Genomic DNA, 18,494 nt, shown 5'->3' with positions numbered 1-18,494 from the left:
CAGCCGTGCATTTTTTTATAATTTTTCGATTCTAAATATCTTTACTAATAATTTATTTTGTCCAAATGAAAAAAACACTATTTTTCTTGTTCCTCTTTCTTGTTACAATAATCACTGTGAAAGCTCAGTTAAAAACACCGTCTGAATTTATTCCTGATTATGGAAAACAAATTAGTTATTACTATCAAGTTGAGTCCTATTTTAAACTTTTAACTGAAGAATCAAATTCTATCATAAAACAGAACTATGGGAAAACCTCCGAGGGGAGAGACTTAAATGTATATTATATATCGACTCCGGAGAATTTGGCTAACTTAGATTTAATACGAAATAATAATTTGGCTGCTATTGGATTATCTGAGAAAGGTTCAAAAACTATTGGAGATAAACTTATTGTATGGTTGAGTTTTAGTGTTCATGGAAATGAATATGCAGGAACCGAAAGCTCAATGACAGTTGCGTATCAATTATTAAATCAAAATAATCCTGAATCCCAAAAATGGTTAGAAAATACCATCGTAATTTTAGATCCATGCATTAATCCAGATGGGTATTCACGATATGGCAATTGGTTAAGAGAAATTTCTGGAAAAAAAACACATCCTGAATTATCCGATAGAGAACACATGGAAGTATGGCCTGGTGGTAGATTCAATCATTATTTATTTGATTTAAATAGAGATTGGGCTTGGCAAACTCAAATAGAATCAGAGCAACGTTTAGCTTTATACAATGAATGGTTGCCTCAAGTACATGTTGATGTGCATGAAATGGGGTATAACTCCCCTTATTTCTTCCCGCCGTCTGCTGAACCTTGGCATGAATTTATAGATAGATATCAAAAAGATTTTCAAAATGTTGTTGGTGAAAAAATTTCGAAGAAATTTGATCAAGAAAATTGGCTTTACAATACCAGAGAAACCTATGATATGTTTTACCCTAGTTATGGAGACACTTATCCCACATATAATGGAGCTGTAGGAATGACTTTTGAACAAGGAGGTATTGGAGCCGGAAGAGCTGTTTTATTGGAAAATGGGTCTGTATTAACGATACAAGATCGAATCAATCATCATGCAAAGTCTGTTTTAACCACAGTTGGTGCAGCATCCTCTGAATCAGATCATTTAATTCAGGGTTTTAGAAAGTATATGACCGATTCCAGAAAAAACATCAAAGGGAAATACAATACCTATGTTTTAAAAAATAACGCAAAACTTGAGCAATTAACTGTTTTATTGAAAAAAAATAAAATTGAATTTGCTTACGCTGATGCAAATCAAAACGCTTCAGGCTTTAATTATCAAACTCAAAAAGATAAAAGTTTTGCTATTGACATAAACGATTTAATTATAAAAGTGGATCAACCCAAAGCCGTTTTGGCTCAAATGTTATTTGAACCATATAATAAATTAAATGATAGTTTATCTTATGATATTACGGCTTGGAATCTTCCGCTTGCTTATGGGGTGGAAGGATATGCATTAAAAAATAATTTAAACATAAAAACGAAAGCTACTATTGAGCCTATAGTACATAATACACCTCAAAACGTGTATGCTTTTTACGTTCCTTGGAATAATCGAATTTCGGCACAAGTTTTATCATCGTTGCATCAAAATAATATTAAAGTGAGAGCAGCACTTCAAAAAGCAATTTTTGGTGAGCTAACCGTCGAAGCTGGTGGATTAATTGTGAGTAAGGCGGATAATCCCAAAATAATTGATTTTGAAAAAACAGTAATCGACATTATAAAAATTAAAAATGACTATAACTTTATCAATACAGCATATACCGTAAATGGAAAAGATTTAGGCGGAGAAAACTTTTTCCTATTGAAAGCGCCTAAAATTGCATTATTATCAGGTAAAGGAGTCAGTTCGACTGAATTTGGTGCTGTGTGGTATTATCTGGATTCAGTTATGGGTTATCCTGTGAGTGTTATCGAGACAACTAATTTTGACTTATTGAATTTAAACGGATATAATACCTTAATCTTGGCCGATGGCAGCTATGATTTTTCGAAAGAGCAGCAAAAACAAATTGATGATTGGATTAAAAATGGTGGTAAAGTAATTGCTATGAATAATGCTTTGAATGTTTTTGCCGATAAGGAAGGATATAGTCTTAGCCTTTATGATTCGGATGAAGATAAAAAGGCTTCTGAAAAGGAAGTGAAAGATAAAGAATTAAAAGATCGTTTCTTGGATTATAAAGGTTCCGAGCGAAGAGCTATTTCCGCTACAGTTACAGGCGCTATTATTGAAAATGTTTTGGATACTACTTATCCTATGTCTTTCGGGTTAGGAGATAAATATTTTAGCTTAAAAACTGATGACAAACAGTATCCGTTAGTTAAAAACGCTATTAATGTAGCTTATATTCCAGTGGACTACAAGAGTTATGGTTTTATTGGAAATAATTTAAAAAAGAAATTAAACAAAACCGTAAGTTTTGCTGTTGAAAGCAAAGAAAATGGAAAATTGATATATATGATGGACAATCCATTATTTAGAGGTTTTTGGGAAAACGGAAATTTATTATTTAGTAATGCCTTATTTTTAGTGAACTAAATTTAGTTGGTATAATTTTAAAATTTAATTTAGTAAAGAGGTTGTCTTATAACAAGGCAACCTCTTTTTTTATACATTTTTACCCAAAATTGGTTTGTCAATAACGAGGATTAAAATTTTTAAATCTTCAAAATTGGATTAAAAATACACTTTTTGAAGTAATTCGTAAATTTTTTATTAACAAAAAATTATGATTTCAACATTTTTGAGTTTGAAATTTTAGAATTTAATAGTAGGGTAGTGTGTTTTTTATTAATGTGTTATTTTTTAACCAATTATAGATTAATCTTTATTGTTTTGTTAAGAAATGCAATTGAAATATGTTTAATGATTTAAGTTTTTATTAACATTATTCGTTATATTTGTTAGTAATAAAACAAATTATAAAACAAGTATTAACTAATTTACTTATGATTTATGAAAAATACCTTACTTAAAGTCTTTTTGTCGTTTCTAACGATTCTTTGTACTAGTTTAACCTATTCGCAAGATGTTTCGGGTAGTGTGTCAGATTCAAATGGTCCACTTCCGGGAGCTACTATTTTAGTGAAAGGAACAACAAATAGCACGCAGACAAATATGGATGGTACTTATGCCATTAGAAATGTAGGTTCAAATGCTGTATTAATTTTTAGTTATATTGGACTAAAAACTCAGGAAATTAACGTTAAAGGAAAGAGTGTTGTTAATACCCTTTTAAAAGTGGATTCAGCAGAGTTAAATGAAGTTTTGATTATCGGTTTTGGAAAACAGTCCAAACGTAAATTAACTGATAATATAGCCTCGATATCTGCGGAACAAATCAATCAAATTCCTGTTTCAAATTTACAAGGTGCGCTTACTGCTAAAGCTGCAGGAGTTCAAATCACGCAAATTAACGGTAAAGTTGAAGGAGGCGTAAAAATAAGAGTGAGGGGTATATCCAGTATATCTTCGTCTCAAGAGCCTTTATATGTTTTAGATGGAATGCCAATAATTAATGATAACGAAAGTACATCAGCAGCACCTATAAATCCTTTAATTTCCTTAAATCCCAATGATGTAGAATCGATAGAGATTTTAAAAGATGCATCATCTGCCGCAATTTATGGTGCTAGAGGGACAAATGGTGTTGTTTTAATTACAACTAAACAAGGAAAATCTGGGAAAACAAAAATATCATTAAATAGCTCAGCAGGTTGGAGCGAAGCTACTCATAAAATGAGCTGGTTAAATGCTGCGCAATATGTAGAGCTTTTTACTGAAGCTTCGGCAAATACTTGGGGAGCAAGTGATTTGTGGTTAACTGAGCCAGGCGGATCATTTGATAAACTATCTAATGGACTAGATTGGCGAAACGGACAAATTGATACCGATTGGCAGGATTTAGCCTTGGTAAAAGGTTCGGTTCAAGATCATACGTTTTCTATATCTGGAGGAGATAGTAAAACAGTTTTCTTTCTTTCTGGAGGATATAATAATACCCAAGGTATCGTTCGCGGTAATAGCATGGATCGCTATTCTTACAGAGGAAATTTAGATCATAAGGTTTCGGATAAGTTAAGAGTAGGACTTAATACGAGTTTGAGTAAGTCACATATTACAAGGATCGGTACAGATAATTCGTTTTCAACACCATTGCAAGCAGTGGCACAATCACCATTATCTCCTGCTTATTTGGCAGATGGCATTACACCTAACAATGAAACTACGTTGTATTACAATTTTTTGATGCAAGAATTTAATGGAAGCTGGGATGTTAACATTTTTAGAACTATAATGAATTCTTATTTAGAATATAAAATTATACCGGAATTAAGCTTTAGAACTGAATTGGGATATGATAACAACAATCAAACGGAAGAGTATTTTTCGGGAAGTTTAACACAATCAGCCTCAACCAACGGATATGCTGACGCAAATGCTATTCAATCCGATAAATATAGTATCAATAATTATTTCACCTATAATAAAACATTTAAGGAAGATTATGATTTAGAATTTGTCGGTGGAATGAGTTTTGAAGAGAGTGCACGTAAAAGACAATATGTTGCAGGTACAGGTTTCCCATCTGATGATTTACAAACTGTTGAAAGTGCTTCCGAAATTACATCAGGACTTTCAAGCAGAACTAAATATAACTTCCTGTCTTATTTTGGTAGAGCTACATTCTCAGTCAAAGACAAATACCTTTTAAAAGGTAGTTTGCGTTATGATGGATCTTCAAGATTTGGCGCTTCAAACCGTTATGGAGTATTTCCAGCAGCTTCGGCAGGTTGGATTATCTCACAAGAAGATTTCTTGAAAGACAATAACACAATTAGCTTGTTGAAATTAAGAGGAAGCTTTGGGATTACTGGTAATGCAGGAATTGGTAATTTTGCAAGTTTAGGTCTTTTTAACGGATCTGCTTACAATAAAACATCTGCAATTAACCCATCGCAATTAAGTAATCAGGATTTGAAATGGGAAAAAACAAACCAAGTTGATGCAGGTATTGATTTCGGATTTTTAAATAATAGAGTTTCGGGTGAAATTGATTACTATGTTAAAAAAACTAATGACCTTTTGTTAAATGAACCCTTGCCTGGTACCTCTGGGTGGAGCACATTAACCCGTAACGTGGGGTCTTTAACAAATAAAGGGTTTGAATTTGTATTAAATACAACCAATGTTAAAACAAATAATTTGAGTTGGAAAACCTCTTTGAATTTGGCTACTTTAAACAATAAAGTAACTAATTTACCAGGAGGAGATATTGTGGATGAGCGCAATATTGTAAGAGTAGGTGAAACTATTTCCTCTTTTTATTTAGTGCAATATGCAGGTGTTGATCCTGCCAACGGAGATGCTTTGTTTTATAAAAACACACCGAATTCCGATGGTAGTTTGGATAAAACAAAAACAAATGATTACAATGAAGCAAATAGAGTGATTTCAGGAAGTCCATATCCTACGTTTATGACAGGAATGACAAATACGATCTTATTTAAAAATTTAGATTTTTCTTTTACTTTTCAAGGAGAGTGGGGAGCTTCACTATATAATGAAGCAGGTAAATTTCAATCGGGTAACGCTCGATATGAAGATAATCAAACAACAGATCAATTGAACAGATGGCAAAACCCAGGTGATATTACTAATGTTCCTCAAGCGAGGATGTATCGTACCAACGGACAACAAGCATCAACTCGTTATCTAGAAAAATCGGATTTTGTACGTTTAAGAAATTTATCATTAGGATATACCTTGCCGAAAAAAATAAGTCAAAAGATTTCAGTGGATAGACTTCGACTTTACATGACTGGAGTAAACCTTTTGACTTTTACAAACTATACAGGATATGACCCAGAATCTTCTTACGATAATAACGGAGATTCAAATATTAGAAAGGGGATTGCATTTTATTCCGCACCTCCAGCAAAAACAATAATTATTGGATTTAATATTGACCTTTAATGAAATTAGATATGAAAAAGTATAAATATAAAATAATTTTAATATCATTTCTTGCACTTTCTTTTGTAGCATGTGATGATAATCTAGATATTACACCAGAGCAGGATATAACAACTGATGTTGCCATAAGCACATCAGCAAATCTTCGTAAAATTTTAAATAATGCTTATGCAGATGCAAGATCAAGTGTTAGTTATGGTGGAGATATTGCACTGGCATCAGAGTTAATAGCGAATGACGGTGATATTTATTGGAATGGAACCTATAGTCAACCAGGTGAATATAATGAGAAAGCTATCCTAAAAGATAATAGCTATGTGAGAGAGATCTGGCTTAATGGTTATAAAATAAGCAATCAGTCCAATATAATATTGGCTAATTTAACTGTTTTCACAAGCACATCCGAAAAAGATGTTGCGGAGGGGGAAGCAAAATTTCTTAGAGGATTAGTTTATTTTGACTTAGGAAGATTATTTTCTAAACCTTATACAACGGGTTCTGTCAACAGTCAACTTGGAGTTCCTATAGTATTGGATCCAGTTTTAGACCCTGATAAAATTACTTTTCCATCAAGGAATACTCTTGAAGAAGTGTATGCCCAAGTAATTCTTGATTTAACTGATGCGTATGCTTTATTGCCAGAAACAAATGGTGTATATGCTACAAAATATAGTGCAGCAGCACTTTTAGCACGTGTCTATTTGCAAAAAGGAGATTATACAAATGCACGAAATATGGCTAATATTGTAATCAATGATAGTGGTGCAACATTAACGGCTACTTTTGCTAAAGCGTTTAATAATTCGGAAAATTCAACCGAGGATTTGTTTGCATGGCAGGTTAATAGTCAAGATGATAGTATAAACGATTTTAATCTTTTTTGGGCAGGATCTGATTTTGGAGGTCGTTCTGGAAATCCAGATGTTGATATTGAAGATCAGCATTGGGATATTTATGATGATGCAAATGATGAACGTGCTGGTTTCTTTTATGAGGCTGATTATTGGTGTACCACAAAATGGAAAAGCCAGTATGCAAACATCCCGTTTTTACGCTTAGGCGAAATGTATTTGATACGTGCAGAGGCTAATTTAAGAGAAGGAACTGTTTTGGGACTATCTCCTTTGGATGATATTAATATGTTAAGGTTTCGTTCAAATGCTACATTATTCACTACGGTAAATTTGGCAGCTATATTGATGGAAAGAAAAAGAGAATTGTCCTTTGAAGGATTTGCATTATTTGATGCCAAAAGGTTAAAACAAAACATAGGTTCTTTGCCTTACAATGCTAATAATCTCGTTTTACCGATCCCTTTAAGAGAAATGGATGTCAACAAGAATTTAATCCAGAATGATGGGTACTAAATAATGAAGTGTTTAAACTTAGTGAAAGAGGCTGTCCGAAAAGTAATTTTCAGACAGTTTTTTTGTTATTATGCTGAATTTAAGTATGTTTAAGTACTCAAAACAACATTTATGGAGCCCATTTTTAAGCATCATTTAGTTCATCAGCAAGAACTTTTTCCCTTGAATTTAAATGCTTTAATTTCAGAAAATCATTCCGCTAGATTAATAGACTCTGTTGTTGAAAGATTAGAAATACCTGATATTATTTCACAGTATAAAGGTGGTGGTTCTTCTAGCTATCATTCTAAAATGCTTCTTAAAGTACTGTTTTACGGGTATTTAAACAATACTTATTCTTGTCGAAAAATAGCTAAAGCAGTTAAGGAAAACATTTACTTTATGTGGCTTTCAGGTGGTTTACAGCCTGATTTTAGAACTATAAATGATTTCAGAGGACAAAAATTAAAAGGGAACGTCGAAAAGCTTTTCAATCAACTCGTTGAGATGATGGTTGATTTGGAACTTATTAGTCTTGAGAAACAATTTATCGATGGAACCAAAATAGAAGCCAATGCACATAAATACAGTTTTGTTTGGAAAAAAGCAGTTGAAAAAATAAAGAGAGACTTCAAGGTAAGATAGATGCTGTTTTGACCGAAATTGGTCAAGCTATCGCGTCAGACATCATGCATACTGACAATCAAAACGAAACAAAAATTTATAGTCAGAAATTAGCAGAGAAATTTCACAACAATAAAGTTGGCACTTCTGTTCAATGATTAATGGTTATTGCATTATCTTTTTGCATTAGGTTCAAACATAAGTCCAATATATTTTAGACTAAGTATAAACGCAATTACCATTACTATGATATAAATATATCTAAAAGCTACAAACTTATCTTTTTCAGAATTATACCTCCTTATCCACTCAAGACATAAAATCACAAAAAATAGCGCTGGAAGAAAATATGGAATGTTATCTGATATCTCATGGTTACTTCCATAACCATAAGATTCCTTTTTGTCAACATACTCAAATAGAAAAAAAGAAAGACAAACTGGAATTATTAGTTCAAAAGTCCCAGTTAACACTTGAAGGTTGGTTAACTTATAAATGTTTGACTTTTGAACTTTTTTATTAAGTAATGAAGAAATCTTGATACTGGGAAATATTGGTAATATTCCCAATAATACAATAGGTAGCTGAGTTCCCATCACGTGATACACTTCCGAAGAAAACATAATCATAAGAATAAATAAAACTAAAACCAATGTGCCATAAGGCAATAAAAACAACAATATTCTCATATCTATAAATTTACAGTTTAATCTTTTCTCTTAAATCCTTGGGTCTATTGCTTCATCAATCTCTAGCATAACTGTTTCATCTGTAAACACAATCACAGTTCTATTTTGTTGTAACTTATTAAGCAAATGAGAACACAGTTTTATAATTTCATTTTTAAACACCTCAACTTCCAACGGAAATTTAGGGTAGTTTATAAATTCTAACCTTATATGGTTTTCTTCCAGACCGCCTAAAACAATACTACAATCGCTGATTGAAGCGCTTAAATAAATCCTTGCTTCATCTATTCTTTGCTTTTGATACTCTTCAAGGGTATGAATCAAATATTCCTTCTTGTAAAGCTCTTTGCTATATCCTATTTCTAGTCCAAGGGTGATGACCGCTGTAAAGGTTTTTATTGCTTTTGTTTTCATTATTCTTTACAATGTTTAAATATCTCTATTGTATCTAATTGTAACGTCTGAACCAATGCAACTGCTCTTGTAGAATAAGCTCCTGTGAAAGAATACGTGATAACAGCATATTCTTGGTTAGCTTTCAATTGTGAGTAATAGATATCAGGATAAAACTCATAATCCCTTCCATTTGGTTTTTGAAACTTTAAAAAAGTGGTAATACCAGCAATACTTTGGTCGTATAGCTCCTTCTCTTTATATATGTAATTGACTTCTTGAAGTTCGTCAAAAGCGACACTATAAAACTGGAAATCGAGGTCTAAATAAATCTTAAACAGATTTTTTTTAGCCTTTTTTGTTTTTAAAGCAATCTTGAATTTGGAAATAAATTGAGGTATTTTAAACATATTTTTCCTTAGTTTAGGCTCATTGTTTTAGCACCTTCGCTTGTCTAAGCAGGTTGCTACTACTAAATAGTAGTTCGTAATGATATTCAAATATATAAATTAAAAATAAAAACGGACATTAAAATCACACAAATTTTTAAAACTTATAAAAAATAACAATTCAATAGTGACTTAGAATATCACTAAAAACAGGTATAGGCTTCCCGATAAATTAACCCTAATTTTGGTTTTGTTCCTATTTCCATAATTACACACAAATTAAAAAAATGCTCTGAAATGTGGAAAACCGTAAAGATTTAAGTGTCAGATTTTTTACTATTGTAAAGTAAAATTTAAACCAAAAAGAAAAACAAACTTAGGTATCAAATACCCTATAACAACACTCTGGTTGAGTTGTAGTTAATACGCCACCAAAAACAAACGTTATGAAAAAAAGAATTACCCTTATCCTATTAACATTAATTATTAGTTCAACTCTCTTTGGGCAAAAACTTAGCCTAACAGATTTAACTAATTTATGCAACAAGAAGAATTGGCAAGATGTAAATCAATTTATGTTAATAAAAGGATGGACCTATTATAACTCCGAAAAGGGAGATACTGACAATTATAGCACTATTACTTGGTCCTACAATAAAGAGGATTATAGTGATAAAGCCCAAGCATGGTTCTATCTTTATACTTATGATGACTATCCTAATAAAATATCCTATTCTATTTTTAACAAAGGTTCTTATTTATTGATACAAAATTCCTTAACCGCTAACGGCTTCAAATTAGTTGACAGTGCGATTGAAGATGAGAAAGTAATCTCTACATATGGCAGTTCGGGCTATACTTTAATGGTTACAAATGCAAAAAGAAGTGACGATGATTGGTCGGATAGAAGTATGACTTCTTATAATATAACATTGATAAAAAAATCAGGAATCTACGATAATGACAACGGAAAGAAAACAGACTATTACGATGATTATACCGTTAAATTTGAGTACAGTTTGTTAAACGGGCATTTAAACGGACCATTTAATTTTTATGATGAAAAAGGAAACATTAAAAAAAGTGGCACTTATAGCAATGGTTTTTTAAACGGTAAAACAATTGAATATGATGTAGACGGAAGTAAGTCTTTGGAATATATCATGAAAGATGGGAAAAGAAATGGCTTATTAACATCCTTTGAAGACAATAAAATCTCTTATACCACTAATTATAAAGATGACTTGGCAAATGGCTTATATACTGGCCTATATTATGACGAAACTACTGCTGCGCTTTATTTAAAGGAAATTGGTCCTTATGTAAATGATGAAAAAAATGGCAATTGGAAATACGTCTTTATTGATGGTAAAACGGAAAGAACTATAACCTATACCAATTATTTAAAAGACATCAAAGAAGGTCCGTTTCAGGACGTAAAAGGAGACAGTCTTATTGTTGGTAATTATAAAAATGATGAACTTAACGGCAGTTACAAAGTCTATTTAGACGCGCACAAAAATCTTTTTGGAGGAACAATCAATACAAACATTTCTGAACTCAAATTAATTGAGGAGGGGCAATACAATAACGGAAAAAAAACGGGCTATTGGAAAAACTACAACAATTCAGGTAGTCTAAGTGCCGATGGAAATTACAGCGAAGATTTAGAAAACGGAGAATGGAACTTTTATTTTCCAAATTATGTGAAAGAAAATGGGGAGTCTGAACCCTTTGCTAATAAGCTTGCATTAAAAAGGATTTATTTAAACGGAAAATTAAACGGAAAAGCACAACGGTTTTATTATAGAGAAGAAATCAAATATCCGTGTGACGAAGTTAACGACACCGGAGTTAAAGTAGACAGCTGTTCTAAATTTAGAATCTACAAAATATTTGAAACCTCGTATTATAAAAATGATGAGTTAACTGGCCTTTATGAACTAAGGGACTCTATAAATCAATTGGTTTCGAAAGGACAATATGAAGATAATTTAAAAGAAGGAAAATGGTCTGGCTATAAAGAAGGAAATCAAATTAAAACGGAGTCTAATTATAAAAATGACAAACTTCATGGTGAAGATATCGAGTATAATAATGCCAGCATTCCTATACTAGTGAAACAGTTCGAATTTGGAAATTTAAAACAACTAGTAGTAAATGATAGTTTAGGAATAGGTAAAAATTATAAATACGATATCATTGAACGAACAGCAGCTTATTTAAAAGTCAAGCGAACACAATACTTTAAGGACCGTATACTTTCAAAAGTTTATTGGCTGAAAAATGACACTGAACGTGATGGTTATTTTGAACTCGATTTTTTTGCTAATGACGAATCCGACGAGAGATTAGGATATACTGATGGTGAACTCCTTATTACGACCTTAAATAACGAACCTATTATTACTGGTAGGTTGTATAAAGAATCAAGGGTTGATAAATGGACCTATTACTATTATGACCAAAATGTAAAAATAGAAAAGAAATTTATTGACAATGCAGTTGTAGATGAATTGTACCTTAAACTCGATGACACTCCTTTTTCAGGGGAATTTGAATATGTTGACACCGAGAATAACATCAAAGAAGAAAGAAAAATAAAGGATGGTTTACGTCATGGTAAAACATCATACATAGATATCGAGACCAACAAAACCGTTAATAAAGAAACGTACAAAGAAGGAAAACTCAAGGTATAACTCTTAATAGCAACACAATCAATAAGGCAAGCTAATACTTGAACTAATTAAACAATGGTTTTTATCTGAAGTGGAGTTTAATGAAAAAATTTACCCTATTTTTAACCCTTAATATTCAATTATAACTTGAGTTTAAAACTCATTAAAATAGTACAACAAAAATAATGTCCGATAAAAAATTAGCATTAGATACCCTAGAAAGCTGGCTTTGGGATTCAGCAAACATATTAAGAGGAAGCATTGATTCCTCTGATTTCAAGAACTATATCTTTGGATTATTGTTCTTAAAACGCTCCAACGATGTCTTTGAAGAAGAAGTAGAAAACATAATGAATCGTGATGGCGTTTCTCGGGAAGTGGCTGAGGACGAAACCTATTTCCAAATGCCGATGGAATCTCGCTGGGAAACCATCAAGAAAGAAACCGAAAACATTGGTATTGCACTAGACAAAGCTTTTGCTGGTATTGAGCGTGAAAACACTTCGCTTGAAGGCGTGATGACCGCTACCAAGTTTGGTGACAAAGAAAAACTATCTGACGAATTATTACAAAGACTTTTAAGACACTTTAACCAACATTCCTTACGCAATTCTCACTTAGAATCGAATGACTTATTGGGTGATGCCTATGAGTATTTGATAAAAATGTTTGCCGATGATGCGGGTAAAAAAGGAGGCGAATTCTATACGCCTCGTGGCGTGGTGCAATTGATTGTACAACTGATAAAACCAGAACCCAAACAAAAAATATACGACCCAACTTGTGGTTCGGGTGGTATGTTGATTGAATCAGCTCGTTACATTGCCGAACAACCCAACGGAAAAGTAGGAAACAATATCAACGTATCACTTTTTGGTCAAGAAAAGAACCTTGGAACATGGGCAATTGGGAAACTGAATATGTTGCTTCATAACTTTATGGATGCCGATATTCGCAAAGGAGATACTTTAATTACGCCCCAACACAAAAACGAAAATAACGAACTGGATTTATTTGACCGTGTGATTGCCAATCCTCCGTTCTCGATGGATGGATGGTGGACACCAGCCGAAAACTCGATTGAAGTAAAGCTAGATAAGGACGGTAAAGAAAAGAAAGTAACACCCAATTATGCCAAAGTAGTAAGTGACCCTTACGGACGTTTCCAGTACGGAATACCACCAAGAGGCTATGCCGATTTGGCTTTTTTGCAACACATGGTAGCGGTCTTGAAACAAGACGGAAAAGCGGGAGTTGTTTTGCCTCATGGTACCTTGTTTAGAAGCGGAAGCGAAGGAACGATTAGACAAGGATTATTAGAAGCTGATTTAGTAGAAGGTATTGTTGGTTTGCCAAGTGCCTTGTTTTACAACACAGGAATACCCGCCTCAATTTGGATTATTAATAAAAACAAAACCGAAGCCCAAAAAGGCAAAGTAACCATTATTGATGCCAGTAATGATTACAAAGAAGGCAAAAACCAAAACGAACTATTACCAGAACACCTTGCCAAAATTGTAAAAGCTTATGATGGCGCTACCGATGTAGACAAATACATGCGTATTGTTTCTATTGGGGAATTAGCCGAAAACGATTACAACCTAAATATTTCTCGTTTTATTGACACCTCAGAAGCAGAGGTGGAAGTAGATATTAAAGCGGTGCATAAAAAACTTTCTGAGTTAGAAAAAAGAGAAACCGAAATTGATGCGAAATTGGCTGAATTTTTAAAGGAGTTGGGAGTATGAGTAATTTAAATAATAATTTATCTCAAAATGACATTCCTGATACTTGGAGTAGAATTCCTTTATATGAATTCAGAAATAAAAATGACCGATATGGATTTACAGGCGGTCCTTTTGGTTCTGATTTAAAGTCAGAACACTACACTCAGTCAGGAGTTAAGATTTTACAACTTCAAAATATTGGCGAAGGAAAATTTATTGACAAGGGTATTGTTTACACTTCAGAAGAAAAAGCAAACGAACTTATTTCTTGTAACATATATCCTGACGAAATAATATTAGCTAAAATGGCTCCTGTTGCTAGATGTTGTAAAGTTCCATCAACAGATGAAAGATATGTAATGTGTTCTGACGGTATTCGTCTCTCGGTTGATACTAATAAATATGATAACGATTTTGTTTTTCAAGCATTGAATTCAAAATATTTCAGAGACGAAGCTGAGTCAAAAAGTACAGGTACGACAAGAGCAAGAATAGGATTAAATGAGTTGAAACAAATATGTTTAGCTGTTCCAAACTCGCTTCCAGAACAACAAAAAATCGCAAAAATATTAAGTGCCGTAGATGATAAAATTGAGGTTATAGACCAACAAATTATAGAAACACAAGCACTCAAAAAAGGCTTGATGCAACGCTTGCTTACCAAAGGAATTGGTCATACTGAGTTTAAAGATTCTCCTTTGGGGATGATTCCTAAGAGTTGGGAGGTTGTTACGATAAATGAAATAGCAGAGGTTAAGGGAGGAAAAAGATTGCCTAAAGGGGAAGCATTGATTGAGAATAAAACTGAACATCCTTATATTAGAGTTACTGACATGTTTATGGGAGGTGTTTCATTAGAAAAAATATTATATGTACCAGACAACATATTTCCAGTGATTTCTAGATATACAATTAGTAAAGATGATTTGTTTATATCTGTCGCAGGTACACTTGGAATCGTTGGTGAAGTACCCTTTGAACTAGACGGAGCCAACTTAACTGAAAATGCTGATAAACTAACTAATATTAAGGTAAATAAATCTTTTCTATTACAATTACTTTTATCACCATTTATCCAAGATTTAGTTCAAAAGGAACAAACTAATAATGCTCAACCTAAATTAGCTTTAACAAGAATTAAGGAATTTATAATACCAAAACCCCCTAAGGAAGAACAAGAGAAAATAGCATCAATTTTAAGAACAGTTGACAATAAATTAGAAGTATTGTTAGAAAAGAAAACTCACTATCAAGAACTCAAACAAGGCTTGATGCAACAATTGTTAACGGGGAGAATTAGGGTTACTATATAAAACACAACTATGCTGAATTTAGAATTGTATGAAAAAATAAAAGAAGAGGTTAAGAATGATTTAACCGCTCATAATAGCCAGCAATGGTATAAGTACTCATACAATTTATTCACAAGTCATAAATTAGTAAGTATTGATGATTTTTGGAAAACGGTTGCTTTCTCGTATTCTTGGATGCCAACTATTCCAACCATTCACTATGAAAAAATTGAAGGAAAGGAGCCCCAATTGTTGGAAGAACTTAAAAAATTGCAACAAGGAAAAGGCAATATAAATTGGTTGATTACAACATTAACTCCAGTTATAAATAACAGTGTAGTTGGCACATCAAAAACCTTACACTTTATCGCTCCAGATATTATTCCAATATATGATAGCAGAGTAATAAAAGCGTGGGAGAAATTATTTAAAAATGATTCAGAACTTACGCTAAAGTCTAAAAAAGGAGATATAGAAAAGATATTGTTTTTTATCGAAAAAATGCACGAATGGAAAGCTACTATTGGTATAGAAAACAATAAGATTACATTAAGAGATATAGAATTGATATTATATTATTACGGAAAGCATTAAATTGTTAATTTAGAATAATGAGCCAATCACCAGAAAATCGGAGCGATAAATTCAAATATAAAAAAGGATAGTATGTTATTTACAAGCAATAGAACAATTAATGTAGAAGAATATACTCATGGTTCAGTTACTACAAGTCATGTTCGATTAGCATCGGCAGGAATTCATGGTGATTTTCAATTTAACGGATGGAGATTAGCTCAGGGAGTAGCTATGACATTGTGTGGTAGACATCTTACTCAGCCTGAATATTAGTTTGACCATATTTCTAGTTTATTGAGTTTGTCTAATTTGATAGATTCACATCAGCCGAATGTTCGAATTAAATCGAGTAGGATTTCCTCTTTAAGAGATTTTTCAAGAACAAACAGAATTGGAGAAGTTTCTCAAGGCTTGGTTTATCTATATATGCAAAATACAGGCTTTCCATATATAAATGATTTTCATTTTTTCTGCAATAATAGCCAAATTGCCATTCCATACAAAGCATCAACTCCTGATTTTGTTTGTCAAGATAAAAGCCTAACTAATCAAATATGCTTAGTTGAATCAAAAGGAAAGGAAACTATTTCAACAGGTAGTATAAAAGCAAAACTTGCTAAAGCGATTAATCAATGTGTAAGTGGAGAAAACATCATTAATACCAGTGGTAAATACAATGTTGTTAAATATTTAGGTTTTTGTGCTGAATGGTCTGCTGAAAACAATCCAAATGACTCAATATTCCATTTTGTTGACCCAGAAAAAGAGATTCGTCAGCAAGATACAAATTCAGCACCAATGAGGTTTCATTATGCATCATGGTTTTATTTGATTGGTGATTTTGAAAATGCAAAAAGACTTGTTAATGGAGAAAAAATAATTTTCGATGAAAATAATTTTCGTCAAATTTTAGTTAATAATGAGAATTATTGGATTTTAAGAAGATTTCCGAAACATATGAGAAAGCAATTAAATTTTGACATGCCTTTTTACATAATGGAAGACATTTTCTTTTCGATGGGTTTTGGTGGAAATATTGGAATCAGTGATAAAATTATTAAAAAATTAATTAATCAAGAATATCAGATAATTCCTAACATTGAATTTACTAATGAGTCAACCGAACGATACGAATCATTTGTAGATGGAACAATTATTTTAAAAAGATAACATGGGTCAATCACCAGAATATATTTATAGCGAGTTACCAGCCATAGCGTTGTTCCAAGAAATGGGCTACCACTATTATAATGGGGAGCAACATCAAGAACGCAATGATATAACCGAGGTGATTCTCAAAGAACGATTGCTGGAAGCTATTAAGCGTATCAATCCTTGGATAAATGATAATAATCTTAACAAAGCATATACTTTAATTACATCGGTTGCTGGTGCTTCTTTAATGGAGATTAACCAAAAGATTTGGGAACATATCAGAGGTGGAACGTATACTGTAAAACAAGTTATTGATGGTGAAGAAGGATTTCATTCAGTACATTTTATAGATTATGAAACCATTGCCAACAATGATTTCTTGGTGGTCAATCAAATGAAATTCCATGGAAGATTTCGTCACTCTATCCCAGATTTGGTCGTTTACATCAATGGTTTACCTATAGCGGTTATAGAATGTAAATCCCCCAAAGCACCAAACGCTTGGGATTCGGCTTATAGCGATTTAGAGTATTATCAAGAAAACTCAGAGAAGTTATTTCACTTCAATCAAATATGTGTGGGTATCTGGCAAGAGAAGGGGAAGTACGGCGCGATTAACGCACCCCAACAATTTTACTCCCTTTTTAAAACTAATAAAGAGGACAAAGACATATTGGCTCAAGCCAAAACAGAACAAGACAAACTGCTCATTGCCCTTTTCAAGAAAGAGCGAGTGTTGGATATTATTCGTCATTTCGTTTTGTTTGAATTAGACGAAGGCATTACCATTAAAAAACTGCCGAGATACCAACAAATAAGAGCCACCAACAAAACCATAGAACGCCTACAAGCGGGAGAAGGTGGCGTGGTTTGGCATACACAAGGCTCTGGAAAATCATTAACGATGGCGTATGTCACTCGTAAACGGCAAGCCCCAGAATTTGGTTTTAACAATCCTACGGTGATGATAATGACCGATAGAAAGGATTTGGACAGACAAATCACAACTACGCTTCAAAACGTAGGTTTCAAAAATGTAAACCAAGCTTCCTCAGTGGTACATTTAGATAAATTATTACGTAACGATTATGGCGGAATAATTACAACTACCATCCAAAAGTTTCAAGAAACAGATAAAGAAGCAACGGAATCTGCTGACCAAACGGAACTAGAAGAGCGAGGCAATTTGTTGATTGAAAAACAGATAAAAGACAAAACGCTTATCAAGATTACCAAAGAGCTCCAAAAGGGTAAATGGGTAGAAATTGACCGTGTAGAAATTGATTTAGAGGAACTATCCAAAAAAGAAAACCTTTACATTCTGGTAGACGAAGCACATAGAAGTCATTATGGTTTTCTAGCTTCATTTATGCGTACCGTTTTGCCTAATGCTAAGTTTATAGCCTTTACAGGAACACCAATATCCAAAGAAGATAAATCAACTCTGGGAGAATTTTATGGTGGCGATTATATTGATGTGTATACCATCAAAGAATCGGTTGCTGACGGTGCCACAGTTGAGTTGTTGTATGATTGGAAAAACCGGTCAAATTGACCACCCAATTCCAGTGCAAATTGACCACCAGTTCCGGAGTAAACTGACCACCCTAT

At 32.9% G+C, this 18,494-nt stretch carries 14 protein-coding genes and 1 riboswitch; of the genes, 11 read left to right on the top strand and 3 right to left on the bottom strand.

Translation table 11 applies throughout. The annotated features are described in order from the left end of the window. The first annotated feature begins 65 nt into the window (after positions 1 to 65). The 4 genes from QO200_RS00070 (at position 66) to QO200_RS00055 (ending at position 8,002) form a co-directional block, all read left to right on the top strand. The gene (locus QO200_RS00070; RefSeq protein WP_371535063.1) at positions 66 to 2,573 is read left to right on the top strand and encodes a M14 family zinc carboxypeptidase; all 2,508 of its coding nucleotides are present in this window, start codon (positions 66 to 68) and stop codon (positions 2,571 to 2,573) included. A 417-nt stretch (positions 2,574 to 2,990) separates the two neighbouring features. Beyond that, positions 2,991 to 6,011 carry a SusC/RagA family TonB-linked outer membrane protein gene (locus tag QO200_RS00065; protein WP_371535062.1) on the top strand — a complete coding sequence of 1,007 codons (3,021 nt, stop codon included), beginning with the start codon at positions 2,991 to 2,993 and terminating at the stop codon, positions 6,009 to 6,011. Positions 6,012 to 6,022: 11 nt separating this feature from the next. Continuing rightward, on the top strand, positions 6,023 to 7,378 hold the full coding sequence (locus tag QO200_RS00060) for a RagB/SusD family nutrient uptake outer membrane protein (protein ID WP_371535060.1): 1,356 nt from the start codon (positions 6,023 to 6,025) through the stop codon (positions 7,376 to 7,378). 111 nt (positions 7,379 to 7,489) lie between these two features. After that, on the top strand, positions 7,490 to 8,002 hold the full coding sequence (locus tag QO200_RS00055; RefSeq protein ID WP_371535058.1) for a transposase: 513 nt from the start codon (positions 7,490 to 7,492) through the stop codon (positions 8,000 to 8,002). A 152-nt stretch (positions 8,003 to 8,154) separates the two neighbouring features. Here QO200_RS00055 and QO200_RS00050 read toward each other — a convergent pair whose 3' ends face one another. The 3 genes from QO200_RS00050 to QO200_RS00040 all read right to left on the bottom strand — a co-directional run bounded on the left by QO200_RS00050 (position 8,155) and on the right by QO200_RS00040 (position 9,473). Beyond that, positions 8,155 to 8,670 carry a hypothetical protein gene (locus tag QO200_RS00050; RefSeq protein ID WP_371535057.1) on the bottom strand — a complete coding sequence of 172 codons (516 nt, stop codon included), beginning with the start codon at positions 8,668 to 8,670 and terminating at the stop codon, positions 8,155 to 8,157. Positions 8,671 to 8,700: 30 nt separating this feature from the next. Further along, a complete protein-coding gene (locus QO200_RS00045; protein ID WP_371535055.1) occupies positions 8,701 to 9,084 on the bottom strand; it encodes a hypothetical protein in 384 nt (127 codons plus the stop codon). Continuing rightward, positions 9,084 to 9,473, bottom strand: coding sequence for a hypothetical protein (locus QO200_RS00040; protein ID WP_371535054.1), 390 nt, complete (start codon positions 9,471 to 9,473; stop codon positions 9,084 to 9,086). Before QO200_RS00040 ends, QO200_RS00045 begins: the two co-directional genes overlap by 1 nt. Next, a riboswitch (SAM-I-IV-variant riboswitch) is annotated at positions 9,464 to 9,561 on the bottom strand. Its footprint overlaps the gene before it by 10 nt. A gap of 337 nt (positions 9,562 to 9,898) precedes the next feature. On the opposite strand from QO200_RS00040, the gene QO200_RS00035 reads away from it, so the two are divergent. From QO200_RS00035 to QO200_RS00005, 7 genes are all read left to right on the top strand, one after another. Further along, on the top strand, positions 9,899 to 12,154 hold the full coding sequence (locus tag QO200_RS00035) for a hypothetical protein (RefSeq protein WP_371535053.1): 2,256 nt from the start codon (positions 9,899 to 9,901) through the stop codon (positions 12,152 to 12,154). Positions 12,155 to 12,318: 164 nt separating this feature from the next. Beyond that, entirely contained in the window at positions 12,319 to 13,881 is a 1,563-nt protein-coding gene (locus QO200_RS00030; RefSeq protein WP_371535052.1) for an N-6 DNA methylase, read from the top strand. Continuing rightward, a complete protein-coding gene (locus tag QO200_RS00025) occupies positions 13,878 to 15,173 on the top strand; it encodes a restriction endonuclease subunit S (protein ID WP_371535051.1) in 1,296 nt (431 codons plus the stop codon). The genes QO200_RS00030 and QO200_RS00025 overlap by 4 nt, the downstream gene beginning before the upstream one ends. Before the next feature lie 9 nt (positions 15,174 to 15,182). Beyond that, entirely contained in the window at positions 15,183 to 15,746 is a 564-nt protein-coding gene (locus QO200_RS00020; protein ID WP_371535050.1) for a hypothetical protein, read from the top strand. Between the two features lie 72 nt (positions 15,747 to 15,818). Then, complete coding sequence (locus QO200_RS00015; RefSeq protein ID WP_371535049.1) at positions 15,819 to 16,001, top strand: hypothetical protein; 183 nt, start codon at positions 15,819 to 15,821, stop codon at positions 15,999 to 16,001. 36 nt (positions 16,002 to 16,037) lie between these two features. Next, on the top strand, positions 16,038 to 16,898 hold the full coding sequence (locus tag QO200_RS00010) for a hypothetical protein (protein ID WP_371535048.1): 861 nt from the start codon (positions 16,038 to 16,040) through the stop codon (positions 16,896 to 16,898). Between the two features lies 1 nt (position 16,899). Beyond that, complete coding sequence (locus QO200_RS00005; RefSeq protein ID WP_371535047.1) at positions 16,900 to 18,438, top strand: type I restriction endonuclease subunit R; 1,539 nt, start codon at positions 16,900 to 16,902, stop codon at positions 18,436 to 18,438. Positions 18,439 to 18,494 lie beyond the last annotated feature (56 nt).

Source organism: Flavobacterium sp. Arc3, assembly GCF_041431375.1.
Lineage (GTDB): Bacteria > Bacteroidota > Bacteroidia > Flavobacteriales > Flavobacteriaceae > Flavobacterium.
This window is presented reverse-complemented; position numbering and strand designations above follow the sequence as displayed.

Excerpts from the sequence above, each read along its gene's own strand:
- QO200_RS00070 (WP_371535063.1), top strand. The coding sequence starts at position 66 with ATGAAAAAAACACTATTTTTCTTGTTCCTCTTTCTTGTTACAATAATC.
- QO200_RS00065 (WP_371535062.1), top strand. The coding sequence starts at position 2,991 with ATGAAAAATACCTTACTTAAAGTCTTTTTGTCGTTTCTAACGATTCTT.
- QO200_RS00060 (WP_371535060.1), top strand. The coding sequence starts at position 6,023 with ATGAAAAAGTATAAATATAAAATAATTTTAATATCATTTCTTGCACTT.
- QO200_RS00055 (WP_371535058.1), top strand. The coding sequence starts at position 7,490 with ATGGAGCCCATTTTTAAGCATCATTTAGTTCATCAGCAAGAACTTTTT.
- QO200_RS00050 (WP_371535057.1), bottom strand. The coding sequence starts at position 8,670 with ATGAGAATATTGTTGTTTTTATTGCCTTATGGCACATTGGTTTTAGTT.
- QO200_RS00045 (WP_371535055.1), bottom strand. The coding sequence starts at position 9,084 with ATGAAAACAAAAGCAATAAAAACCTTTACAGCGGTCATCACCCTTGGA.
- QO200_RS00040 (WP_371535054.1), bottom strand. The coding sequence starts at position 9,473 with ATGTTTAAAATACCTCAATTTATTTCCAAATTCAAGATTGCTTTAAAA.
- QO200_RS00035 (WP_371535053.1), top strand. The coding sequence starts at position 9,899 with ATGAAAAAAAGAATTACCCTTATCCTATTAACATTAATTATTAGTTCA.
- QO200_RS00030 (WP_371535052.1), top strand. The coding sequence starts at position 12,319 with ATGTCCGATAAAAAATTAGCATTAGATACCCTAGAAAGCTGGCTTTGG.
- QO200_RS00025 (WP_371535051.1), top strand. The coding sequence starts at position 13,878 with ATGAGTAATTTAAATAATAATTTATCTCAAAATGACATTCCTGATACT.
- QO200_RS00020 (WP_371535050.1), top strand. The coding sequence starts at position 15,183 with ATGCTGAATTTAGAATTGTATGAAAAAATAAAAGAAGAGGTTAAGAAT.
- QO200_RS00015 (WP_371535049.1), top strand. The coding sequence starts at position 15,819 with ATGTTATTTACAAGCAATAGAACAATTAATGTAGAAGAATATACTCAT.
- QO200_RS00005 (WP_371535047.1), top strand. The coding sequence starts at position 16,900 with ATGGGTCAATCACCAGAATATATTTATAGCGAGTTACCAGCCATAGCG.